Here is a 22,337-nt window from a genome sequence, read left to right on the forward strand (position 1 = left end):
GCCCGGTGCCGCCAACGATGATAGCTCTTTCGCTTTGCTCGGACAGGAGGGGCGTAACATCGCGGATCCATTGGCCAGCGGAGTAATGCGCCGTGAAAGGCACATGACCATAAAGCGCATGTGGCGCTTGCGCTTCGTCCTCGGCGCTTGGCCTTGCGGTTAACACGCGCCAGCCGTCAAACACTTGGCTGGCATCCGCATTAATGATCACGCCGCCCTGCGCCTCAGCGATTTTCAGCGCAAGCGCGGATTTTCCGGATGCCGTTGGCCCCGCGATCAACACGGGCGTTTGCGGGTCTATCGATGAAATATCTAGGTTTTTCATGGGCTTGCCTTGAACGATGCCGTGCTGATTTGCATTCCTTGCAAATAGAGCGTTTGAGTTATTGAACAATGCGCAAGTTTTGGGCATTTTGCGCGCGATCCTACCTATCCTTTTGCGGAGTTCAACATGACCGAAGCCACACTTCCCGACGGAACGACGTTTAAGCGCGTCATGCTCAAGATTTCCGGGGAGGCGTTGATGGGAGATCAAGGCTTTGGATTGCACCCGCCCACAGTTGAGCGCATCGCGCGCGAAGTAAAAACCGTTCACGACATGGGCGTCGAAATCTGCATGGTCATTGGCGGAGGAAACATCTTTCGCGGCCTGCAAGGCTCCGCCCAAGGGATGGAGCGCACGACGGCTGACTATATGGGGATGTTGGCGACGGTAATGAATGCGCTTGCGATGCAATCTGCGCTCGAAGGGCTCAAGATTCACACGCGCGTGATCTCAGCGATTACAATGAACGAAGTGGCTGAGCCTTATATTCGCCGACGCGCAGTTCGCCACCTTGAGAAAAAGCGCGTTTGTATTTTTGCAGCCGGTACAGGCAATCCATATTTCACCACCGACACTGCGGCGACATTGCGCGCTAACGAAATGGCCTGCGAAGCGATCTTTAAAGGCACCAAAGTTGATGGTGTGTATGACAAAGATCCCGTCAAACATGCGGATGCGAAACGCTATGACACGGTAAGTTTTGATGATGTTCTTCAGCAGCACCTTGGCGTGATGGACGCCTCTGCGATTGCTTTGGCGCGTGACAACAATTTGCCGATCATCGTGTTCTCCCTGGACGAGCCAGGCGGCTTCAAGGGTATCCTTGCGGGCGAGGGGACTTACACGCGCGTTCAAGGGTAAAGCATTTGCTACTGCGCAGGCATCGCTCGTTGTCTATGTGATTGATCTAAAACGGGTTTCGCGTTTGCTAAATGGCGCGAAACCAGCTTTTTCTGTTTCAGTCGGCTGGGTTCAAAACGTACTTTTGGTTTTGTTTCTGCACCAAACGCAAGCGGCATGATTGCGCAAATCTCGCGCTGCGCTGCGTGGCTGAGTGCCGTGATGCCATGCGGGCCGGGGTAAAAGGTTTCCGCCCACGCACCATTGGCGCAGACCAGTTGATGTGACTTGGTTAAGACATGCCAATATTGCACGGATGCGTGTGGTTCAGATTGCTCGACCCCTTCAAGCGGTAGCAAACGTATTGCGGGCACTAGAACCTCACGCGTTCCAAACATGCGCTCGGCGATTTTCGACGCCAGCAAAATGCGATGCTGCGGCGATACTTTCAGCGTTGTGCTTGGAGCCCCATCCCCCAAAGCCCCGGGGCGAATGATGATCGGCGCATGTTTTCCTGCCTCTTCCAACCGTCCGCATCCAATCCATAAGAGCGGCTGAAACCCTTTGTCAGCTGTCAAAACGCGGCTGCCGATTTTTAGCGTTTCGATGGCAACAGCGCCGTTGTCGGTTTCGATCAAAGTGCCGCGCAAGAAGCAGACCATTTGCGTGTTTTCAATCGAATTGCCAGTTCGTTCACCAGAATAGTTGCTATTGCGCAGGCTGGTTAAGCTGAAGTTCTGGATATTCAAATTATCAAGGCTGTTGCCAACATCGCGGATTAACACATCGCCGTTCGCCATCTGTAGAACCGCAACATTGACTTGCTGCACGCTGCCATCGCCAAGGGTGACATCAGCTATATACCAACTTGTACTATCGAGCTCGCCCGTATGAGTGCCCGAACCCGCATTATAACTGATCGTGTCGCCGCCTGAGTTGTATTCATCGTCCGAAATCGCCCTATCGTCGTTTTGATCGTTTTCTGTAACGGAAATGATTTGCGGCTTGCCATAATCACCAAACAGAGAGGCACCGTTTTCCACATCACTATCGCGTTCATCCGTATCAATGTCGGCGAAATTCCCGAGATAGAACATATTGACGATTGTTGTTGTTGGCATGAGCGAGCAATTCCTAATTCTGCCTTGGCGTTCGAAAGCGGTGCTGTTTTCGCAGCGCGCACTTTAGATTGAGCTAACGCCGCGTGAAAAAATGCCGACAATTTGAGGAAATCCGCAAAGAACCCAAAGGGTTTGCAGTTCAGGCAAGCCCATTGCGAACCTATCAAGGGCTGGGCTATAAGACGTCAAAAGATACTGATCCAAGAAAAGGTGAGCAGAGCATGTCGGACGATTTCATACTTGATACGGATGACCTTCAGCGCCGGATGGATGGCGCAATGGCCAACCTCAAGACCGAATTTGCATCTTTGCGCACAGGGCGCGCTTCCGGTTCGATGCTCGAGCCAGTGATGGTTGATGCGTATGGCTCGATGACGCCAATCAATCAGGTTGGGACTGTCAATGTTCCCGAGCCACGCATGGTGACAATCAACGTGTGGGACAAAGGTTTGGTCGGTAAGGTCGAAAAAGCGATCCGTGAGAGCGGTTTAGGGATCAACCCTCAGCTAAACGGCACGATCATTATGCTGCCGATTCCCGAGCTGAACGAAGAACGCCGCAAAGAGCTTACCAAAGTCGCTGCGCGCTATGCAGAAAGCGCGCGGGTTTCTGTACGCAACCTGCGCCGTGACGGTATGGATCAAATCAAAAAGGCCAAAGCTGACGGTCTTTCCGAGGACGATCAAAAGTTCTGGGAGGCCGAAGTGCAAGAATTGACCGATGCCGCGATTAAAGCGCTCGATGCCGCGTTAGAAACCAAGCAAGAAGAGATCATGCAGGTTTGATGACGTGACGAGTGCCTCAAACGCCACGCAATCTTCTGAACAGGCTGAATTGCCGACAGGGCCACGTCACGTTGCAATCATCATGGATGGCAATGGGCGGTGGGCGCAGATGCGTGGGCGGCCTAGATTGTTTGGGCACCATGCTGGGGCCAAGCGGGTGCGTGAAATCGTCGAAGCTTGCCCTGACAATGGCGTAAAATATTTAACCATCTTTGCCTTTTCAACGGAAAATTGGAAACGTACGCAGGTCGAAGTGTCTGGCCTGATGAAACTTTTCCAGCGCTATATCACTAAAGAGGCCAAAGCCCTGTCTGATGATGGTGTGCGAGTGCGCTTTATTGGGGATCGTGTGCGATTGAACGCGAAGCTTGTTGAAATGATGGACAACCTCGAAGTCATGACGTCGGACAATGATCGCGTTCACCTAACGATTGCACTCAATTATGGTGGTCGGGACGAAGTGGCGCGCGCGACCAAACGCCTTGCGCAGGATGTCGCGACGGGCAAGCTTGATCCTGAAACGGTAGATGAAGAAACGCTTCCAAAGTATTTGGATACTTACGTTTTACCTGATCCAGACCTTGTGATCCGCACCAGCGGCGAAGCACGCATCTCGAACTTTCTACTCTGGCAGTCAGCCTATGCCGAGTATGAATTCATCGACACGCTTTGGCCTGACTTTACTGCAAAAGAGTTCAGCAAGTTGACCTCAAAATACGGCACCCGTGATCGTCGCTTTGGCGCTGTGTCTGCATGAGCGTGTCGTCAGGTAAGTGGGGCGATCTAGGCCCGCGCGTGTTAAGCGGCGTGGCGATGGCCGTTATTGGTATTGCAGCTGTTTGGCTTGGCGGGTTTTGGATGCATCTGCTCGTCTCGCTGGCCTGCGGTTTGATGGTTTGGGAATTGGCGAGGATGCTAAACCCATCTGAGACGCAGACTCCCATCTGGATAGGGCTTGTGGGCGGTGGCGCTCTCTTTGCGGCCAGTTTTGCACCCTATGCAACTTTGATTTTGCCCTTTTTGATCGCGCCCAGCCTTGTCGGGCAATCGATGCTCAAAGGGGAAGAATTGCCGCGCAATGGCAAGGCGATTTTTGTCGCGTATTCTATTGGGATACTTGTCGCTGGCTATAGCTTGATCTCGTTGCGCGATCTCTTCGGAGCGAGCTGGTTTGTTTGGCTGATCTTGGTCGTCATCGCGACGGATGTTGCAGGCTACTTTGCGGGCCGCACCTTTGGTGGGCCAAAATTCTGGCCCCGCGTGAGTCCAAAGAAAACGTGGTCAGGCACTGTCGCAGGTTGGTTTGCCGCTGCAATTATTGGCGTGTTCTTTATGTTTTATATGAACAGCGGTGGGTTGGTTGTTGCGATCTCAGTCGCGCTCGCCTTGGCCTCTCAAATGGGCGACATTGCCGAGAGCGCGATTAAGCGTCATGTTGGTATCAAAGATAGCTCCAATCTGATCCCGGGGCATGGCGGATTGCTTGATCGCTTTGACGGGGTCTTGGGAGCGGCGCTTTTACTGATTGTGATCGGCGCATTTGTTGCCTTTCCGCCAAGCGTAATTGGATAAGTCAAAGCGATGCGGCGGGTCTCAATATTTGGCGCGACAGGGTCAATCGGGCAAAATACGATTGATCTGATCAAGCGCGCTCCAGATGACTATGATGTTGTTGCTTTGAGCGGGGCGCGCAATATTGCGCAACTGGCAAAGGATGCGCGGGATTTGCGCGCAGAGGTGGCGATTACAGCGGATGCGACGCTTTTGCCTGAGTTACGTGATGCGCTGGCAGGGTGCGATGTTGAGGCCGCAGCGGGGCCTGAAGCTTTGGTCGAGGCCGCAGCGCGCCCAGCAGATTGGGTTATGTCTGCAATCATAGGTGCTGCGGGATTGGCCCCCGGATTGAAAGCGCTAGAGCAGGGCGCATCGCTTGCATTGGCAAATAAGGAATCGATGGTCTGTGCTGGTGCGTTGGTGAAAGCGTCAGCAAGCCAACATGGCGGCAGGGTTCTGCCCGTAGACAGCGAACATTCCGCCGTTTTCCAAGGGCTTATCGGCGAAGACATGGCCGCGGTTGAGCGGATCATCATCACCGCCTCTGGCGGCGCGTTTCGCGACTGGCCGATGGAAAAGCTTGCCAGTGCGACACCTGCGCAGGCGGCGACGCATCCCAATTGGGACATGGGGCAACGCATCACAATTGATAGTGCATCTATGTTCAACAAGGCGTTGGAAGTCATTGAAACACGAGAGTTTTTTGATGTTAACCCCGATGTCATCGAAGTGTTGGTGCATCCGCAATCTATGATCCATGCGCTGGTAGGGTTCAACGACGGCGCGCTTATGGCGCATGTTGGCCCGCCCGATATGCGGCACGCGATTGGTTTTGCGCTTCATTGGCCAGAGCGGCGCAAGTTGCCTGTTGAGCGGCTCGATCTTGCGGCGCTCTCGCAACTGACGTTTCGCGCGCCTGATGAAACCCGCTGGCCTGCGTTGCGCCTTGCACGTGAAGTGATGGCGGGGGGCGGTCACACAGGTGCCGTTTTCAATGCAGCGAAAGAACGTGCGCTCGATCATTTTATCGCGCAGCACATCGGATTTATGCAGATGGCCGAGGTGGTGGAAGAGGTGCTTTCACGACTTTCTGATCAATCCTGCCTCACAAATGCCGAAATGACCCTTGATAGCGTGTTGGCGATGGACCATTTGGCACGTAACACCGCCGATGCGGTCATCGCAGAACTATAAGCCGCCTCAATGCGGCGCACGAGCAGAACAAAGGACGCGTCGACATGGATATTCTCGGGCTTTTGCCGCAATTTGGAAGCGTGATCTGGACGCTTTTGGCTTTTGTCTTAGCGCTCTCGATCATTGTCGCAATTCATGAATATGGCCATTACATTGTCGGGCGTTGGTCTGGTATCCACGCTGAAGTATTCTCGCTGGGCTTTGGCCCGGTTCTGTTTAGCCGCGTCGATAAACGCGGCACGGTTTGGCAATTCGCAGCGCTGCCATTCGGCGGCTACGTAAAGTTCTTAGGCGATGCCAATGCTGCAAGCGCGCCAGACGGTGAAGCTGTGCGCGAAATGGACGCGAGCGAGCGCCGCCGCACAATGCCGGGCGCACCGCTTTGGGCGCGCGCTGCAACTGTCGCTGCTGGTCCTGTGTTCAACTTCGTCTTGTCCATTCTGATTTTTGCGGGCGTTTTGATGTGGCGCGGCGAAGTCGCAGACCCGCTCACAGTAGGTGCTCTGCGCGACATGCCGGCTACCCAAGAATTGCAGGTTGGTGACGAGCTGCTCGCAATCAGCGGTGTAAAAGTGCCAAGCTTTGAAGACGGGGCAGGGTTCAGCGCACTGGAAGAGCAAATCGAAAAAGCAGCTCAGGTCGAATATACAGTCGGGCGCGGGGGCAATGAACTGCTTGTAACCGGCCCGTTCCCATATCCTGCGTTGATCACCCAGGTTGCGCCGCAATCTGCTGCACTTTCAGCGGGTTTGCGCGTCGGTGACGTTATTACAGCAATCGACGGCGCGCCTGTCTTTGCCTTTGCCCAACTTAAAGAGATTGTTGAGGGCGGCAATGGTGCGCCAATGCTGCTGGATCTGTGGAACGCAGGCGAAACACGTCAGGTGACTCTGGCACCGAAACGCGTAGACGAGCCACAGGCGGATAACACCTTTGTCACGCAGTGGCGCATTGGTGTTGCCGGCGGGTTGTTTTTTGAACCTGCAACGCAATCCACGACCTTGGGCGCAGCGTTTAGCAACGGCATTAGCCAAACCAAACGTATCATCGAAGGATCTCTGTCAGGCATGTATCACATGGTGACGGGGGCGATCAGTTCTTGCAATCTGTCCGGTCCCATCGGGATTGCGCAGACCTCTGGCGCGATGGCAAGTCAGGGCGCGACCAGCTTTATCTGGTTTGTTGCGGTTCTTTCCACGGCTGTGGGCCTGTTGAACCTGTTTCCCGTGCCTGTCCTTGATGGGGGCCATTTGGTGTTTTATGCCTATGAGGCCGTTACAGGAAAGCCACCGAGTGAACGTATCCTCAAAGCCTTTATGAGCCTTGGATTGATCCTTATTCTGTCCTTGATGGTCTTTGCGCTTGGAAATGATTTGTTCTGCCCATAAGGGCAGAGCGAAATACGCGCTCTCGTCAATTTTTCGCCTCATTCATCTGTTACTTTTGTCTTAACAGATGAAACCCGCGCAGCTTTTGCGCAATGAGACGAGCGAATAACATGCAAATGATCCAGTCCAGCACCCGCAGCCTTGGCTTCCTGATCGAGCTGAACCTAGACCGTCTTGTTTACTTTGTGATGCTAGGGATTTGCCTCGCGCTTTCGGCTTATGTCGCGTCGGTTACATTCGCCAACCCCTTCATCTTGTAGGGCCTTCTAGGCATCTGGGTGCTGCCAGATTTGCGATTTTCAGCCTATGCGCTTTTGACAACATGACACAATCGGGCTAGTCAGAGCCTACCTTGGATGTCTGTTGGATTGCTGCAATGACCAATAAAAATACGAGCGACGGATCACGTCGCGCGGCACGAGCTCTGCGAGCAGGAGCTTTGAAATCTGGCATAGCGTCATTTGCGCTTGCTATTTCAGTGGGTTACGTCGCTCTGCCAAGCGCCGCCCACGCACAATCATATCGCTTTAACGCTGTTAAGATTGAGGGGAACCAGCGGATTGAACCGTCAACGATCCTGTCTTACGCAGGAATCGCTCGCGGTAAAACGGTCTCTGGTGCCGAATTAAACGACGCGTATCAGCGGATTTTGGGCAGTGGTCTGTTCGAAGATGTTGAAATCGTGCCAAGCGGCAACCGACTGGTCATCAAGGTTACGGAATATCCAACGGTCAATCGCATCAACTTTGAAGGCAACCGCCGCATAAAAGACGATACGCTGAGCGAGATTGTGCAAAGTAAATCCCGCCGCGTCTTTAATCCGGCAACTGCGGAACGTGACGCAAACGTGATCGCCGAGGCCTACGCTGCTCAAGGGCGCGTCACCGCAACAGTCAGCCCTCGCATCATTCGGCGCTCTGACAACCGCGTCGATCTTGTCTTTGAGGTTTTTGAAGGCGGATTGACCGAGATTGAGCGCCTTGGGTTTGTCGGAAACCAAGTTTATTCGGACACGCGCTTGCGCCGCGTTCTTGAAACCAAGCAGGCTGGCTTGCTGCGCGCCTTCGTGAAGAAAGATACGTTCATTCCTGAGCGTATTGAGTTTGACAAACAGGTCTTGCGCGATTTTTACCTAAGCCGCGGCTACGTTGATTTTCGCACAACAGGCGTAAATGCCGAGATTGCGCGCGAGCGTGACGGCCACTTCGTGACGTTTAACATCGAAGAAGGCCAGCAATTCAAATTCGGTGCGATCACGACCGTTTCTGAAATTTCAGGCGCGGATGCAGCAGAGTTTCAAGAGGTTCTGAAAGTGCGCCCTGGCGTTGTGTACTCGCCGTCTCTTGTAGAAAATTCGATTGCGCGCCTTGAACGTTTGGCGATCAAGAAGGGCCTGAATTTCGTTCGTGTTGAACCCCGCATCACCCGCAATGATCGCGATTTGACGCTTGATGTGGAGTTCGCGCTTGTGCGTGGTCCGCGTATTTTTGTTGAGCGGATCGACATAGAAGGCAACACCTCAACGCTTGATCGCGTTGTGCGCCGTCAGTTTAAAATTGTCGAAGGTGACCCGTTTAACCCACGTGAAATCCGTGAGAGCGCCGAGCGCATTCGCGCGCTGGGATATTTCGGCGATGCAGCTGTCGATGCGCGTGAAGGCTCTTCACCGGATCAAGTGATTGTGGATGTTGATGTTGAAGAAACGACAACAGGCTCTTTGACCTTTGGTGGTACCTATTCGACCTCTACAGGACCGGGCGCGATCATTAAGTATGGCGAGCAAAACTTCCTTGGGCGCGGGCAAAAACTTAACCTGTCCGTGACATCGGGTACGGACAATCGTCAATACTCTCTCAACTTCGCGGAACCTGCGTTCTTGGGTCGGGATTTGCGCTTCGGGTTGGATTTGTCGTTCATCGAAACAGACAACCAGAACTCGGTCTATGATACGACATTAGGTCGCTTTATGCCGTCCTTTGAGTTCCCGGTTTCCGAAAATGGCCGCGTCCAGCTTCGCTATACGCTAGATATGTCGGAGATGACGGACCTCGGTACGACTGCGGGTGCGTTGATCACAGCGGAAGCCGCGCGCGGCAAGGTTTTCTCTAGCTCGATAGGCTACACCTACAGCTACGATACACGCCGTACAGGATTGGATCCGAATTCGGGTGTTTTGCTTGAGTTTGGCCAAGATTTCGGCGGGATCGGCAGCACCGACAAGTTCATCAAGACGACGTCAAAAGCCATCGCGCAAACGAAGATCCTGAACGAAGAAGTGACGTTGCGCGCGACCCTAGAAGGGGGCGTTCTGAACTACGTGAAAGGCTCTGGCCGTGCGACAGATCGTTTCTTTATGGGATCAACCGTTATGCGCGGCTTTGAGCCGGGCGGCATTGGCCCACGCGAAGTCAGCGGCGCAACGAATGATTCCCTAGGCGGTAATATCTTCGCGGTCGCGCGCTTCGAAGCAGAGTTTCCCCTTGGTTTGCCAGAGGAATACGGGATTTCTGGCGGTGTGTTCTATGATATCGGCTCGCTTTGGTCGCTAGATCAGACAAATGCCAATGTGATCAACGAGAACTATAAAGCCCGTCAGGTTATCGGCGCGACGATCTTCTGGAAGACGCCCGTTGGCCCGCTGCGCTTTAACTTCACAAGAGCGCTTTCAAAGGAGACAGGCGATGAAGAGCAAACCTTCGATCTGTCGATCTCGACCGAATTCTAAGTTCATTCTACCGCGCGGTCTTCGCGCGGTACTTTTCGCCCTTGTTTCTATCGGTTTCCAGCCTGTCGCGCTTGGGGCGCAAAGCCTTGGCCAAAGCGGTAGTTTCACGCTGCCTGACATTCCCGTTCTGACGATCGAACCTTCTAGATTATTGGCCGAAACGCAATTTGGTCAGAAGTTGACCAAAGAAATTGAAAAGCGTGGAACGCAACTGGCCGCCGAAAACCGCAGCATTGAAGCAGAACTTGCTGAAGCTGAAGGCACGCTGACAGGGCGTCGCGAAGAGCTGAGCGCGGAAGAATTTCGCCTGCTTGCCGACGAATTTGATGCACGCGTTACTTCTGTGCGAAGCGAGCAGGACGAAAAGGCGCGCGCGCTGGGGGTTTTGTCCAATCAAGCGCAGCGTCGCTTTTTACAAGCTATCGCGCCTGTTCTGGAAGAGTTGATGAACGAAAACGGGGCAAGTGTTATTCTGGATAGGCGCGCGGTTTTCCTCAGCACCGATGCTTCTGATGTCTCCTCAAACGCAATCGCGCGCATTGATAAGCGATTTGCGCAAGGGCCGTCGTTGACCGAGCTATTGGCAACTGAACCCGATCAATCCGCTGTTTCGCAGCCAGAAACTCCGCTGGCACTGCCTGAGCAATAAAACGTCGTCAACGAGGGGGATGGCTTGCCCCGAACTGCGACGCTTGCTAGGACATTGCAACCACTTAAACACTGCCCAAAGGGATACCCATGACCGAGCTCCTTAGCGCTGATATTCAGTTGATCCAACGTATCCTTCCGCACCGTTACCCGTTTTTGCTTGTCGATAAAGTCGAAGACATTGACGGCACGCAAACCGCTGTTGGTATCAAGAACGTCACGATGAACGAGCCACATTTTCAAGGGCATTTCCCGGGTCTTCCGATCATGCCGGGTGTGACGATTGTCGAGGCAATGGCGCAAACTGCGGCTGTTATGGTCGGAACCGCGCTTGATATGGCTGACAAGGAAATGAAGGTCTATTTCATGGCCATCGACAAATGCAAATTCCGCCGCAAAGTTGGCCCCGGTGATGTGCTCAAAATGAACTTGACCACCGTACGCGGCAAGCCGGGTGGCAAAGTCTGGAAATTTTCAGGCGTTGCGACTGTCGAGGGCGAAATGGCGGCAGAGGCCGAATTTACAGCGATGATGGACTTGCCTGCATGAGCATTCATCCAAGCGCAGATGTTCACGCCAGTGCGGTGATTGAAGACGGCGCCAACATTGGTGAGGACTGCGTTATTGGCCCGTTTTGCTACGTTGGCGCGGATGTGACGCTTGGCGCGGGCTGCGTGCTTATGAGCCACGCGATTGTCAAAGGGCAAACCGTCATGGGCGTTGAAAACACCGTGTTTTCTTTTGCCGTTGTTGGTGAAATCCCGCAGGATAAGAAATTCGACGGCGAAATTACGCGGCTGGAAATCGGCGCGCGCAATCGTATTCGCGAGCATGTGACAATCAACACAGGCACGGGCGGTGGCGGCGGTTTGACCAAAATTGGCGATGATTGCCTGCTTATGGCTGGCTGTCATGTCGCCCATGACGTGATCATCGCGAACAACGTTATCGTGGTGAATAGCGCAGCGGTTGCAGGGCACTGTATCATTGAGGATGATGTGATCATTGGTGGCCTGGCAGGCATTCACCAGTTTGTCCGTATCGGCAAAGGGGCAATTATTGGCGCCGTGACGATGGTGACGAACGATGTGATCCCCTACGGTCTTGTGCAAGCACCGCGCGGGCAGCTGGACGGGTTGAATCTTGTCGGTCTCAAGCGTCGCGGCGTAGAGCGCTCGGACATCATGGCACTTCGCGCCGCGTTTCAAATGATGGCGCAAGGCGAGGGCACGTTCCAAGATCGCGTGACGCGCATGGGCGAAGATACCGACAGCGAATATGTGCATCGGATCGTTGATTTTGTCAGCGGCTCGAGTGATCGCTCGTTCCTGACGCCGGGCGGCTGAGAGATGTCGCGCCTCGCAATTCTTGCAGGCTCTGGCGGTTTGCCGAGCAGACTTGCTGCCGTGCGCAAAGAGGCTGTTCAGATTTGCTTTGCTGGCGTGCCGCATGAGCTGGGCAGCACAGCGCAAACCCATTCCTTTGAAAAGATGGGCGCGTTGTTTGCCGCTTTGAAAGAGCAGGGCGTCAGCGAGGTTGTGATGGCCGGCGCAATGTCGCGCCCACCGCTTGACCCGAGCGAATTTGACGAGGTGATGCTGACGCTTGCGCCGCGATTGATTGCGGCCATGCAGGGCGGCGATGATGCGCTCTTGCGTTTGGTGATCACCATCTTTGAGGAGCAAGGCTTTAGCGTGCGCGGCGCGCATGAGATTGATCCCAGCTTGACCGCGAAGGCAGGCCTGTTGACAGGCGAGGCCTTAAGCGCTGAGCGCCAAGGCGATGTCGATCGCGCTGTCGATATTTTGAGCGCGCTCTCGCCGTTGGATGTTGGCCAAGGGGCTGTGGTTGAGAATGGTCTTTGCCTAGGCATTGAAACCCTGCAAGGCACCGATGCTTTGCTTGGGTTTGTTGCGCAAACACCAAAAGGTTTGCGAAAGACGGGCGGCGTTTTTGTCAAAGCGCCCAAACGCGGTCAGGACTTGCGCGTCGATATGCCGACGATTGGTCCTGAAACCGTAAAGGCGGTCAGTGACGCGCAATTGTCGGTCATTGTTATTGCAGCTGGGGCGGTCAATATTCTGGCGCTAGATGACACAATTCGAGCGGCGAAGCAGGCTGGTATCACTTTGATTGCGCAGGACATTTAAGCGATGCGTGTGTTTGTTATCGCGGGTGAGCCTTCCGGAGATAAACTCGGCGCGGCCTTGATGGACGGGCTACGCGAGATCATGCCAGATGTAGAATTTGACGGCATCGGCGGCGCGCGGATGATCGAGGCGGGTCTGTCCAGCCGGTTTCCGATGGAAGAAATTTCCATCATGGGGATTTCTGAAATCCTGTCACAATACCGCCACTTGAAACGACGTATTTCTGAAACGGCCGATACGATCGTAGAGACGGCGCCTGATGTTCTGATTACGATTGATCTGCCAGAGTTCTCGCTTCGTGTGGCAAAGCTGGTCAAAGCCAAAAGCCAGATCCCCTGCGTTCACTATGTTGCCCCGACGGTTTGGGCATGGCGCTCGGGCCGCGCGGCGAAAATGGCGCGGCACATTGATCACGTGCTGGCGCTTTTCCCGTTTGAGCCACCGTATATGGAAGCCGCCGGTATGCGCTGCGATTTTGTCGGGCATCCGGTGGTCACCGACGTGCAAGCAAGCGGTGCCGAGGCGCAAGAGTTTCGCTTAAAGACCGGCATCAATGATGCGCCACTTGCGTTGGTCTTGCCCGGATCGCGCAGGGGCGAAGTTGGCCGTCTTACGCCGATCTTTGGTGAGGCGCTTGCGCCTGTGCTGGCTCAGCGCCCCGAGCTGAAAATCGTCATTCCCGCTGCGGCACCTGTCGAAGACTTGGTGCGCGAAGCCGTGAAAGATTGGCCGGTCGCGCCTCTTGTGATCCCATCGGAAGACAAGGCACAAAAGCGCGCGGCCTTCAAAGCAGCAGATGTCGCCCTTGCTGCCTCTGGTACCGTTTCGCTCGAACTGGCGGCCGCAGGCACGCCGATGATTATCGCATATGATATGAACTGGCTTTCGCGCCAAATCATCGGGCGGATGCTTAAGGTGGATACTGTGACGCTGGTGAATCTGGTCTCGGAAACCCGCGCTGTCCCTGAATACATTGCCGAAAACTGTGTGCCAGATCGCATTGCAGAGGGATTACTCGAACTACTCGCTCATCCAAGCGGTCAGAGCGAGGCGATGAAGCTGACCATGCAACGCTTAGGGCAGGGCGGTGAAGCGCCGGGTTTACGGGCCGCAAAAGCGGTTCTTGATGGGTTAAGCGCTGGCGCTCAGCTTCACTAGGATGGATTTTTGCGAAAACCTGTGAACCTGTTCACAACGCGCGCTTTCTTCATGCTCTAGTTTCAAAGATGCAACTGTGGTGGGCTGCAGTTGCTTTCGTTTCGAAGTCACTTCCTCTTCAAAACGTAAAGCGCCGCTCGAGTGGATTTGAGCGGCGCTTGTTCTTATTGCGAAAAGGGCGTTAACCCGCGATGGAGGCCGCGTGGATTTCACCAATCGTTGCATCGAGCGTTGCATCAAAATCAGCCTCTGACTGACCGTGAGAGAGACCCTCTGTCAGAGCGCGGCTGAACGATGCGATCATGCCGGTGTTTTTGGACAGGCGTTCATTCGCTTCTGCGCGGGAATACCCGCCAGAAAGCGCGACAACTTTCATCACGCGAGGATCGTCACAAAGGGATTTATAAAGGTTGGCCGTTTCAGGCAACGTTAGCTTTAGCATGACCTGCTGGCCGCTTGGAACCGTGTCCAGCGCTGCTGTGATTTCTTCTAGTAGCATCTGCTCGGCTTCAGCTTTGTCGCTGATCGAGATCGTGACCTCTGGCTCGATGATTGGAACAAGACCTGCTGCAAGCACTTGATTACCAAGCTGGAACTGCTGTTGCACCAATGCGCGAATGCCGCGCGGGTTCGCCGCTTGAATAACCGAACGCTCTTTGGTGCCGAAGATACCGTTTTGCACAGCGCGGGCGAGAAGGGCGTCCAGACCTGGAATTGGCTTAAGCATTTGAACGCTATGCTCGATCTCTTCAAGGCCCTTGTCGATCTTTAGAAACGGCACAACGCCATTGTCTTCCCAAAGCGCCTTTGCCGATGGCTTGCCGCCAATTTCGCGCTCCATTGTCATTTCGAACAAGATCGCGCCAACAACACGCTCGCCGGTGAAAGATGGCGAAGAAACAATGCGCGCACGCATTGCGTGGATCATGTCGAACATTTCCGCATCAGAGGAATAGGCGCTCGCCTCAACACCATAAAGCCCGAGCGCTTTCGGGGTTGAGCCACCTGATTGGTCCAGCGCTGCGATAAAACCGTTGCCAGTCCGAACCTTGTCAGCCATTTGCTGATTTGTCATGGGATCACCCTTTTTGCACAATGAATTAATTGCCAAGGGTTTAGGGCAGCCCCCGCCAGTGCGCAATCATGATCGCGCTAACAGGCGGGAGCCTAAAGTGTCGCGGCGTTATTCTTGCAACGCTGTCGGTAAATCGCGCCCGACCCAGTCGCGCAGTACCCCGTTCTCTAGGCTGGTTCGCACCTCGGACCATGCTTCATTCGCGCCGCGCAGACGCATGATGGTGTCGATTTCGTCCCGAATTGCGACACTGGCGGTATCCCCAGCGGCAGCGCCAACAGAAGCCCAGTAATAGGCCGCGCGGTAAGAGCGAATGCGCGTCGTGCCTAGGAAATGCGCGCGTGCGGCGCGGCGCACATCACCAAGCGAGGCAAAGTCAGATGCCACAGGGCCACCGCCACCTAGCATGTCGTCTTGGATTTCAAGCAATTGCGCCAGTGTCAGCCCGTCCTCGAGATCATTCAACAGGCTCAAGCTATTGGCCTTGCCTTTGGATGCGGCGTGCAGCGCAAGCCTATACGCCGTGCTCGGGTTCATCCCCTGCATCGCTTCAGCCATCAGGGCGGTTGCATCTGCATTGCCCTCTTTGGCCAAGGGATCGAGCAAGCGCAGGCCAAGCGTGGTGTTGCGCGGCGCACCGATACCTGAAAGCAAGGCGCGGCCAACATCAAAGTTGCGCTCGCTCGCGAGTAGTCCATCAATGGCTTGTTTTAGCTCGGTTGCAGAAATTCCAGAGCTGACGGCGCGCGGCGAAGTCCCGATCGTTGGCGCGAGTTTGGTAAATGCCGTCTTGAGGTCAATAAAGTCGTCTTGATCAAGGCGCACAGGTGTGGCCGGTGCATTAGTTTCCAGCACGATCTGGGTCGGCTCTGTGACAAATTCTTGAGCCACCTTAACAGCTTGCGCAATAAAGGCTTGCTGCTCAGGGCTTAAATCTTGCGACGCAAAGCCGTTCATTTCTCGGAACATATCGCTCAAGGCTCCGGGAATGATCTGTTCCAAGGCCGCAGGGTCCAACATACCCGGAGGCGCCATGCGCGACGCAGCAGCATAAAGACCGCGATCTTCCAGCGTCACTTGCACATGGTTCACATGCGCCGCTGGCATGACGTCTTCGCTATCGAGGTCCATGCGGTAGCTGATGTAATCAAGATCGGCGGAGCCGCTGAGCGATGCGAGATCATTCAGATCAGCGCCGAAATGAACCATCGCTCCGCCAGATGCGAAATCGTAGTTCACATTCACCGTCGCGCGATCAAGCTCGATGTTTTCAACGCCCAACATGCCGACAACGGGGCGGGCTTCGTCAGGAAGGCAGTCAAAATCAAGCTCTGCGCCATCCAGCGCGAGGCCAAGAGCATAGCCTTGTTGGCGATCAATCGGTTGTCCGCTGAGCACCAGCGCATCTGCCGTAATCGCGCAGCTATCCCCTTCAACATGGGGCAGATAGGGGCGAATATCGACACCGACAAGCGCCACGCGGTTGCGCACGGGATCAATGTCGATCTGATCATAGCGAATATCTGCAAAGACCCGCAGCGTGGGCATAAAGCTTTGGACCACCATTGTGAGAACATTCTCAAGCGTGAAAGCATCCCAGAGTGTTACGGGCGTTTCAGGCGCGGCGTCCTGCGCTTGAACTGGCAACGCGAGCGCGCAACTTAGCGCGGTGGTGTGGGCAAGTGTTCGCAATACAGACATATCAAAAAATCCCAAGACTGAAAAAATCAGTCTCAGGGTACAATGATTCGGCCCTTAGGCAAGGGCAGGTCCATCGGACTTAGCTGCTTAACGCGGCAACGCCCGGCAAGGTCTTGCCTTCCATCCACTCAAGGAACGCGCCGCCTGCAGTGGAAATGTAGGTGAATTTTTCCGCAGCGCCTGCTTGGTTCAACGCGGCCACAGTGTCGCCGCCACCTGCAACCGAAATCAGCGTGCCTGCTTGGGATAGCTTTGCAGCATGGGCGGCGGCAGCATTGGTCGCCGCATCAAAGGGTTCAATCTCGAAGGCTCCGAGCGGGCCATTCCAAATCAGCGTTTTGGCTGCATCCAAAGTTGCAGTGATCTTGGCAACGGTTGCAGGGCCGGCGTCCAAAATCATGGCATCAGAGGGGCAAGCATCGCTGGCAAGGGTTTCATTTTCCGCGCCCGCCTTGAATTCGCGTGCAACCACAATGTCGCTTGGCAGAATGATTTCGCATCCCGCTGTCGTGGCTTTGCCTAGAATTTCCAGAGCGGTATCTGTCATGTCGTGCTCGGCCAGTGATTTGCCCACATCAATGCCTTGAGCCGCGAGGAAGGTGTTTGCCATACCGCCGCCAATCACCAGATGATCTACCTTTTCGACAAGGTTTCCGAGCAATTCCAGCTTGGTCGAAACTTTTGCGCCGCCTACAACAGCCACAACAGGGCGCTTGGGCGTGCCAAGCGCGGTTTCAAGCGCGCTGAGTTCCTGTTGCATCAAACGGCCTGCACAAGAGGGCAGCAAACGCGCCAGCCCTTCAGTGCTGGCATGGGCGCGGTGGGCCGCTGAAAAGGCATCGTTGCAATAGATGTCCCCGATTTTTGCGATGCTGGCGGCAAAAGCAGGATCGTTTGCGGTCTCTTCGGCATGGTACCGTGTGTTTTCCAACAGCAAAACCTGCCCGTCTTGCAAGGCAGCAGCCGCAGCCTCCGCGCCAGCGCCGATACAATCTGCGGCGAACACGACGTTGCACCCAAAGGCAGCTTCCAAAGCAGGCACAAGTTGCTGAAGGCTCATCTCCGGGACGCGCTGCCCCTTGGGGCGACCATAGTGAGCGAGCAGAATTGGGAACCCGCCCGCTGCAAGAATGTCTTTCACAGTCGGCGTGATGCGTTCAATGCGCGTGGCGTCGGTGACGGTGCCATTTTCCATCGGAACGTTGATATCAACGCGCGTCAGAACGCGTTTGCCTTTGAGGTCCATTTGATCAAGTGTGGCCCAGCTCATCTTATAATTCCTCAATTTTCAATGTCATTTGCGCATGTCTTTGCCGTGCGCGCGCTCTATCGTCAATGCTTGGCTTGGCAATCGGGGCGCATCGCCTTAGATAATGCGCAACTGATTTCAAAGGAGCGCCCCATGGCCGATACCAAAGACCTCGAAAACACAATCCTAGTGGAACTCAAAGACGGTACAGTTACCATCGAGTTGCTGCCTGATGTTGCGCCCAAGCACTGCGAGCGCATGAAAGAACTGGCGCGCTCTGGTGCGTATGACAATGTAGCCTTCCACCGTGTGATTGACGGTTTCATGGCGCAAACGGGCGATGTTGCGAACGGCAACATGGAAAAAGATTTCAACATCCGCGCGGCTGGTACAGGTGGCTCCAGCCTTCCAGACCTTCCTGCGGAGTTCTCTGGTGTTCCACATGATCGCGGTACATTGGGCGCGGCGCGTTCACAAAACCCTGATAGTGCGAACAGCCAGTTCTTTATCAACTTCGCGGATAACCACTTCCTTAACCGCCAATACACGGTTTATGGCCGCGTCACATCTGGCATGGAATTGGTTGACGGCATCACGCGCGGCGAGCCTGCGCCCGCACCGGATCGCATGATCTCAGTGAAGGTGGCCGCAGATGCGTAAGCTTGCAGCAGTTTTTGCTCTGATGGCCAGCCCCGCGCTGGCCACAGGCTTGCAAATTGAAGTGGCGGGCGAGGGTGCCAATGGTGTTATCACCGTTGATCTTCTAGAGGATCTGGCCCCGAAGCACGTTGCTCGCATCGCTGAATTGGCGGAAGCGGGGTCTTATGATGGCGTGGTGTTCCACCGCGTGATCGAAGGCTTCATGGCGCAAACGGGCGATGTGGAATTTGGCAAAATGGGCGGTGACATGCGCCGCGCGGGGATGGGCGGGTCGTCCAAACCTGACCTGAAGGCCGAATTTACCGATACCCCATTTGAACGCGGCGTGATTGGAATGGCGCGCAGCCAGAACCCTGACAGTGCAAACAGCCAGTTCTTTATCATGTTTGAGCCTGGATATTTCCTCAACGGTCAATACACGGTCGTTGGCCGTGTGACCGAAGGAATGGACGTGGTTGACGCGATCAAACGCGGCGCTGGTGGCAATGGCGCAGTCATTGGCCAGCCTGATATGATGAAAACGGTCACTGTCACCGAGTGACGGTTTCTAACGAATGCGTGTGCAGGGCTATGCAGGCGTGATTTTTTCAAGCACCCTTCCGGCAAACGTCGGGAGGGTGTCTTTATGTTGAAACGGATCATTTTGGCCTTGGGCCTGTCATTTGCCGCAAGTTCTACGCTGGCAAGTCCTGATTTTTGGCAACATGAATGGCCGAAAACGAATTTTGAAAAGACCTCGGTCAGCAACTGGGTCGAAATTCTTTCAGGTGGTCCGCCCAAAGATGGCATTCCCGCGCTCTCTGATCCGAAATTCCGCAAAGCATCTTCCGAGACGCGGATAAACGGCGCAGAGCCTGTGATCACCGTGGAAATCAACGGCGATGTGCGCGCCTATCCCGTGCGCTATTTGACATGGCACGAGATCGCCAATGACACGGTTGGCGGGGTTCCTGTTGCGGTGACGTTTTGTCCGCTTTGTAATTCTGGCATCACCTTTGATCGGCGCATACCGCAGGGCACGCTAACGTTTGGTGTCTCGGGCAAGCTGCGTAATTCCGATATGGTGATGTATGATCGCGAAACCGAAAGCTGGTGGCAGCAAGCGATTGGCGAGGCGATTGTCGGGGATTTGCAAGGGGTTAAGCTCACTCAGTTGCCGACGTGGATGGAAAGTTGGGATGAATTTCGCGCGCGCCGCCCAGATGGGCTGGTGATGGAGCAGCCCGATTACGGGCGTCAATACGGGCGCAATCCCTATGTGAGCTATGATAGCTCGCACAAACCTTTCCTGTATAATGGAGAGATGCCGCCACATGGCATTCCCGCGCTGGTGCGGGTGGTGCGTGTCGGGGATAGTGCTTGGCCTTTGACGCGATTGGCCGAACTGGGGGAGGTAAGCGAAAAGGGGGTTAACCTTAGCTGGACCTCTGGTCAGGCGTCTGCCTTGGATGCGCCGCAGATTTCCAAGGGGCGCAACGTTGGAACCGTGCGTGTGCGCGACGCTGAGGGCAAGGATTTGCCTCATGACGTTATGTTCGCCTTTGCGTTTCACGCATTTTGGCCGAACGGAAATTGGATGTTGGGGGAGTGAAACCCTTCTGCGAAGGGTTTCGTTTCGCCTTCGGCGAGAGTTTATCTAGGAAAATGAAGTTATTCCAGGATGCCGCCCGTATTGCCGAGGTAGGGCTCTAGGTAGGTGAGGCTTGTGGTTTTGGCTCGTTTGCCACCGAAGCGGGATGTAATGCCAAGCACAATGGATGTGTTGTCGGTGATATCGTCTGGCCCGATGCTCTCTTTTTGGTGGCTTTCACCATATTGCACAGCGGCAAAGAGCGATACGCCGGGCAAGGCGGCGATGTCGTAGTCCGCGCGCAGCTCTAACGTCCAAAGCTCAACAGGGGTGCTTGGCGCGTCCATTTTTGCATTGAGATACCCCAAAGAGGTGCCAAGGCTGAGGCGATCGTTAACAGCGAACGTAGCGCCAAGACCCGTAAACACGCCGTCAGTTACGGTAGCAGCGCTATCGCTACCACGATCGCCCGTCATGTACCCAAAGTGCCCGTTAACGACCCAGCGTTCGTTAAGCGACCAAGCGCCTTCGATACCGCCGAGCATGCGCATCGCATCGTCGGTTGCATCATTGTCGTGATCGGATGTTACAGCGCCCACAAATCCGCCATAGCTAAAGCGCGCGGTGTCGCGGCCTGCGCGCAGGATCAAGCTATTGCTCCTGTTTGCGGTGTTTGGAGCTGAATTGCCGTTGTCTGTCGTGCTAAAACCGATGTCCGCTTGCAAATATAGCCCGTTTGCCGCGAGATGGCCAAAACTGAGATCCGCGCGCGATGTCATCAGGCTGCCATCTGCGCCTTGCAGTGCAACAGGCGCGCCAACGGTTTCGCTTTGTCCAAAGGTCAGCGTGGCGCTGCCATAATAGCCCTCAGCGGCGAGGGGGCTGGCTGTCAAAAGTAGGGCAGTTGCAATGCGGAACATAAATTAACCTTTCAAAACAATAAGGGCGTGGCGCTTTTTGCCAGCGCTGAGCTTGATCGGCGAAGACAGGGCCGCAGCATCTAACATAAGACCTGCATCACTTAGGGGTGAGTCGTCAATTTTCGCGCCATTCTCCGAGATGAGGCGCTTTGCGTCCTTACCGGATTTCGCGAGGCCAGAGCGCACGATTGCTTGCACGATGGATAGCCCGTCACCGAGTTCTTCGCGGGTTAACTCCAGCGTTGGGAGATCATCGCCAACACCGCCCTTCTCGAAGACTTCGCGCGCGGTGGCTTCTGCGGCGCTGGCTGCATCGCTGCCATGGCAAAGCTTGGTGATCTCATTGGCGAGGATCACCTTGGCTTCGTTGATTTCGGAGCCCGCAAGAGCGCCGAGGCGTTCGCACTCATCGACGGGCATCTCTGTGTAGAGCTTGAGGAAGCGTCCTACATCCGCATCGGTCGTATTGCGCCAGAACTGCCAGAACTCGTAAGGCGAGCGCATTTCCGCGTTGAGCCAGACCGCGCCATCGGCGCTTTTGCCCATCTTTTTGCCGTCAGATGTGGTCAGCAGCGGAGAGGTCAGACCGAAAATCTGATTGTCCAAAACGCGGCGCGTCAGATCGATACCGTTGACGATATTGCCCCACTGATCCGAGCCACCCATTTGAAGCACACAGCCATAGCGGCGGTTCAGCTCTAGGAAGTCATAGGCCTGCAAAATCATGTAGTTGAACTCAAGGAAGCTCAAAGATTGTTCACGGTCCAGACGCGACTTCACGCTCTCGAATGCGAGCATACGGTTCACCGAGAAATGCTTGCCGATGTCGCGCAGGAATTCGAGGTAGTTCAGATCATCGAGCCATTCAGCGTTGTTGATCATCAACGCATCGCTCGGTCCATCACCGTAATCAAGGTAAGCGCTGAACACTTTCTTGATGCCCGCGATATTCTGATCAATCTTTTCGGGCGTCAAAAGCGGACGCTCATCAGCGCGGAAAGACGGATCGCCGACCTTCGTTGTGCCGCCGCCCATTAGGGTGATCGGCTTGCCGCCAGTTTTTTGTAACCAGCGCAGCATCATGATCTGGATGAGCGAGCCCACATGCAAGGATTCCGCCGTCGCATCAAATCCGATATAGGCCGGCATGCCGCCCTTGAGCGCAGCATCATCAAGGCCTTGATAATCGGTGCAATCGGCCAAAAAGCCACGCTCCATCATCACGGCAATGAAATCGGATTTGGGATGGTAGGTCATATCTTGCGTCCACGTAT

23 protein-coding genes are annotated in these 22,337 nt (G+C 54.9%); 16 read left to right on the forward strand and 7 right to left on the reverse strand.

Annotated elements, in window-relative coordinates:
* The coding region (locus tag ACRBCU_RS07290) for an isopentenyl transferase family protein (protein ID WP_431364718.1) at positions 1–325 on the reverse strand (325 nt) is incomplete at its 3' end.
* 126 nt (positions 326–451) lie between these two features.
* Here ACRBCU_RS07290 and pyrH point away from each other — a divergent pair.
* Positions 452–1,186: a UMP kinase gene (pyrH, locus tag ACRBCU_RS07295; protein WP_431364719.1), complete on the forward strand. Its 735-nt coding sequence runs from the start codon at positions 452–454 to the stop codon at positions 1,184–1,186.
* A gap of 8 nt (positions 1,187–1,194) precedes the next feature.
* Here the strand turns inward: pyrH and ACRBCU_RS07300 are convergent, their stop codons facing one another.
* Positions 1,195–2,286: a Hint domain-containing protein gene (locus tag ACRBCU_RS07300; RefSeq protein WP_431364720.1), complete on the reverse strand. Its 1,092-nt coding sequence runs from the start codon at positions 2,284–2,286 to the stop codon at positions 1,195–1,197.
* Between the two features lie 221 nt (positions 2,287–2,507).
* On the opposite strand from ACRBCU_RS07300, the gene frr reads away from it, so the two are divergent.
* The 12 genes from frr (at position 2,508) to lpxB (ending at position 13,888) form a co-directional block, all read left to right on the forward strand.
* Positions 2,508–3,071 carry a ribosome recycling factor gene (frr, locus tag ACRBCU_RS07305; protein ID WP_431364721.1) on the forward strand — a complete coding sequence of 188 codons (564 nt, stop codon included), beginning with the start codon at positions 2,508–2,510 and terminating at the stop codon, positions 3,069–3,071.
* 4 nt (positions 3,072–3,075) lie between these two features.
* The gene (locus ACRBCU_RS07310; RefSeq protein ID WP_431364722.1) at positions 3,076–3,828 is read left to right on the forward strand and encodes an isoprenyl transferase; all 753 of its coding nucleotides are present in this window, start codon (positions 3,076–3,078) and stop codon (positions 3,826–3,828) included.
* Positions 3,825–4,643, forward strand: coding sequence for a phosphatidate cytidylyltransferase (locus ACRBCU_RS07315; protein ID WP_431364723.1), 819 nt, complete (start codon positions 3,825–3,827; stop codon positions 4,641–4,643). The genes ACRBCU_RS07310 and ACRBCU_RS07315 overlap by 4 nt, the downstream gene beginning before the upstream one ends.
* 9 nt (positions 4,644–4,652) lie before the next feature.
* Positions 4,653–5,819, forward strand: a complete 1,167-nt coding sequence (gene dxr / locus ACRBCU_RS07320) for a 1-deoxy-D-xylulose-5-phosphate reductoisomerase (protein ID WP_431364724.1) — start codon at positions 4,653–4,655, stop codon at positions 5,817–5,819.
* Positions 5,820–5,863: 44 nt separating this feature from the next.
* Positions 5,864–7,207, forward strand: coding sequence for an RIP metalloprotease RseP (gene rseP / locus ACRBCU_RS07325; RefSeq protein ID WP_431364725.1), 1,344 nt, complete (start codon positions 5,864–5,866; stop codon positions 7,205–7,207).
* 110 nt (positions 7,208–7,317) lie between these two features.
* Positions 7,318–7,467, forward strand: a complete 150-nt coding sequence (locus tag ACRBCU_RS07330) for a hypothetical protein (RefSeq protein WP_431364726.1) — start codon at positions 7,318–7,320, stop codon at positions 7,465–7,467.
* A gap of 116 nt (positions 7,468–7,583) precedes the next feature.
* Entirely contained in the window at positions 7,584–9,932 is a 2,349-nt protein-coding gene (gene bamA, locus ACRBCU_RS07335) for an outer membrane protein assembly factor BamA (RefSeq protein WP_431364727.1), read from the forward strand.
* Positions 9,889–10,581 (forward strand): OmpH family outer membrane protein, encoded by a 693-nt coding sequence (locus ACRBCU_RS07340; RefSeq protein WP_431364728.1) that lies wholly within the window; start codon positions 9,889–9,891, stop codon positions 10,579–10,581. Before bamA ends, ACRBCU_RS07340 begins: the two co-directional genes overlap by 44 nt.
* Before the next feature lie 89 nt (positions 10,582–10,670).
* Positions 10,671–11,129, forward strand: a complete 459-nt coding sequence (gene fabZ, locus ACRBCU_RS07345) for a 3-hydroxyacyl-ACP dehydratase FabZ (protein ID WP_348497730.1) — start codon at positions 10,671–10,673, stop codon at positions 11,127–11,129.
* Positions 11,126–11,926, forward strand: coding sequence for an acyl-ACP--UDP-N-acetylglucosamine O-acyltransferase (gene lpxA, locus ACRBCU_RS07350; protein WP_431364729.1), 801 nt, complete (start codon positions 11,126–11,128; stop codon positions 11,924–11,926). Before fabZ ends, lpxA begins: the two co-directional genes overlap by 4 nt.
* Before the next feature lie 3 nt (positions 11,927–11,929).
* Positions 11,930–12,730, forward strand: a complete 801-nt coding sequence (locus ACRBCU_RS07355; protein ID WP_431364730.1) for an LpxI family protein — start codon at positions 11,930–11,932, stop codon at positions 12,728–12,730.
* Positions 12,731–12,733: 3 nt separating this feature from the next.
* The gene (gene lpxB, locus ACRBCU_RS07360) at positions 12,734–13,888 is read left to right on the forward strand and encodes a lipid-A-disaccharide synthase (protein WP_431364731.1); all 1,155 of its coding nucleotides are present in this window, start codon (positions 12,734–12,736) and stop codon (positions 13,886–13,888) included.
* A 181-nt stretch (positions 13,889–14,069) separates the two neighbouring features.
* On the opposite strand, the gene ACRBCU_RS07365 is transcribed toward lpxB, so the two are convergent.
* The 3 genes from ACRBCU_RS07365 to ACRBCU_RS07375 form a co-directional block, all read right to left on the reverse strand.
* Complete coding sequence (locus ACRBCU_RS07365; protein ID WP_431364732.1) at positions 14,070–14,963, reverse strand: fructose bisphosphate aldolase; 894 nt, start codon at positions 14,961–14,963, stop codon at positions 14,070–14,072.
* A gap of 108 nt (positions 14,964–15,071) precedes the next feature.
* On the reverse strand, positions 15,072–16,664 hold the full coding sequence (locus ACRBCU_RS07370) for a hypothetical protein (RefSeq protein WP_431364733.1): 1,593 nt from the start codon (positions 16,662–16,664) through the stop codon (positions 15,072–15,074).
* A 79-nt stretch (positions 16,665–16,743) separates the two neighbouring features.
* A complete protein-coding gene (locus ACRBCU_RS07375; protein ID WP_431364734.1) occupies positions 16,744–17,934 on the reverse strand; it encodes a phosphoglycerate kinase in 1,191 nt (396 codons plus the stop codon).
* 132 nt (positions 17,935–18,066) lie between these two features.
* Between ACRBCU_RS07375 and ACRBCU_RS07380 the strand changes: the two genes are divergently transcribed.
* The 3 genes from ACRBCU_RS07380 (at position 18,067) to ACRBCU_RS07390 (ending at position 20,164) form a co-directional block, all read left to right on the forward strand.
* Positions 18,067–18,573: a peptidylprolyl isomerase gene (locus ACRBCU_RS07380; protein ID WP_431364735.1), complete on the forward strand. Its 507-nt coding sequence runs from the start codon at positions 18,067–18,069 to the stop codon at positions 18,571–18,573.
* Positions 18,566–19,114, forward strand: a complete 549-nt coding sequence (locus ACRBCU_RS07385) for a peptidylprolyl isomerase (RefSeq protein ID WP_431364736.1) — start codon at positions 18,566–18,568, stop codon at positions 19,112–19,114. The genes ACRBCU_RS07380 and ACRBCU_RS07385 overlap by 8 nt, the downstream gene beginning before the upstream one ends.
* 84 nt (positions 19,115–19,198) lie before the next feature.
* Positions 19,199–20,164: a DUF3179 domain-containing protein gene (locus tag ACRBCU_RS07390; protein WP_431364737.1), complete on the forward strand. Its 966-nt coding sequence runs from the start codon at positions 19,199–19,201 to the stop codon at positions 20,162–20,164.
* 59 nt (positions 20,165–20,223) lie between these two features.
* Here ACRBCU_RS07390 and ACRBCU_RS07395 read toward each other — a convergent pair whose 3' ends face one another.
* Positions 20,224–21,063, reverse strand: coding sequence for a hypothetical protein (locus tag ACRBCU_RS07395; protein ID WP_431364738.1), 840 nt, complete (start codon positions 21,061–21,063; stop codon positions 20,224–20,226).
* 3 nt (positions 21,064–21,066) lie between these two features.
* A complete protein-coding gene (gene tyrS / locus ACRBCU_RS07400) occupies positions 21,067–22,320 on the reverse strand; it encodes a tyrosine--tRNA ligase (protein ID WP_431364739.1) in 1,254 nt (417 codons plus the stop codon).
* Between the last annotated feature and the right edge of the window lie 17 nt (positions 22,321–22,337).

The organism is Planktotalea sp. (assembly GCF_050633725.1).
Lineage (GTDB): Bacteria > Pseudomonadota > Alphaproteobacteria > Rhodobacterales > Rhodobacteraceae > Planktotalea.

Bases quoted from the DNA above. Each gene is read 5' to 3' on its own strand.
- pyrH (WP_431364719.1), top strand. From the start codon at position 452: ATGACCGAAGCCACACTTCCCGACGGAACGACGTTTAAGCGCGTCATG.
- ACRBCU_RS07300 (WP_431364720.1), bottom strand. From the start codon at position 2,286: ATGCCAACAACAACAATCGTCAATATGTTCTATCTCGGGAATTTCGCC.
- frr (WP_431364721.1), top strand. From the start codon at position 2,508: ATGTCGGACGATTTCATACTTGATACGGATGACCTTCAGCGCCGGATG.
- ACRBCU_RS07315 (WP_431364723.1), top strand. From the start codon at position 3,825: ATGAGCGTGTCGTCAGGTAAGTGGGGCGATCTAGGCCCGCGCGTGTTA.
- dxr (WP_431364724.1), top strand. From the start codon at position 4,653: ATGCGGCGGGTCTCAATATTTGGCGCGACAGGGTCAATCGGGCAAAAT.
- rseP (WP_431364725.1), top strand. From the start codon at position 5,864: ATGGATATTCTCGGGCTTTTGCCGCAATTTGGAAGCGTGATCTGGACG.
- ACRBCU_RS07330 (WP_431364726.1), top strand. From the start codon at position 7,318: ATGCAAATGATCCAGTCCAGCACCCGCAGCCTTGGCTTCCTGATCGAG.
- bamA (WP_431364727.1), top strand. From the start codon at position 7,584: ATGACCAATAAAAATACGAGCGACGGATCACGTCGCGCGGCACGAGCT.
- ACRBCU_RS07340 (WP_431364728.1), top strand. From the start codon at position 9,889: ATGAAGAGCAAACCTTCGATCTGTCGATCTCGACCGAATTCTAAGTTC.
- fabZ (WP_348497730.1), top strand. From the start codon at position 10,671: ATGACCGAGCTCCTTAGCGCTGATATTCAGTTGATCCAACGTATCCTT.
- lpxA (WP_431364729.1), top strand. From the start codon at position 11,126: ATGAGCATTCATCCAAGCGCAGATGTTCACGCCAGTGCGGTGATTGAA.
- ACRBCU_RS07355 (WP_431364730.1), top strand. From the start codon at position 11,930: ATGTCGCGCCTCGCAATTCTTGCAGGCTCTGGCGGTTTGCCGAGCAGA.
- lpxB (WP_431364731.1), top strand. From the start codon at position 12,734: ATGCGTGTGTTTGTTATCGCGGGTGAGCCTTCCGGAGATAAACTCGGC.
- ACRBCU_RS07365 (WP_431364732.1), bottom strand. From the start codon at position 14,963: ATGACAAATCAGCAAATGGCTGACAAGGTTCGGACTGGCAACGGTTTT.
- ACRBCU_RS07370 (WP_431364733.1), bottom strand. From the start codon at position 16,664: ATGTCTGTATTGCGAACACTTGCCCACACCACCGCGCTAAGTTGCGCG.
- ACRBCU_RS07375 (WP_431364734.1), bottom strand. From the start codon at position 17,934: ATGAGCTGGGCCACACTTGATCAAATGGACCTCAAAGGCAAACGCGTT.
- ACRBCU_RS07380 (WP_431364735.1), top strand. From the start codon at position 18,067: ATGGCCGATACCAAAGACCTCGAAAACACAATCCTAGTGGAACTCAAA.
- ACRBCU_RS07385 (WP_431364736.1), top strand. From the start codon at position 18,566: ATGCGTAAGCTTGCAGCAGTTTTTGCTCTGATGGCCAGCCCCGCGCTG.
- ACRBCU_RS07390 (WP_431364737.1), top strand. From the start codon at position 19,199: ATGTTGAAACGGATCATTTTGGCCTTGGGCCTGTCATTTGCCGCAAGT.
- ACRBCU_RS07395 (WP_431364738.1), bottom strand. From the start codon at position 21,063: ATGTTCCGCATTGCAACTGCCCTACTTTTGACAGCCAGCCCCCTCGCC.
- tyrS (WP_431364739.1), bottom strand. From the start codon at position 22,320: ATGACCTACCATCCCAAATCCGATTTCATTGCCGTGATGATGGAGCGT.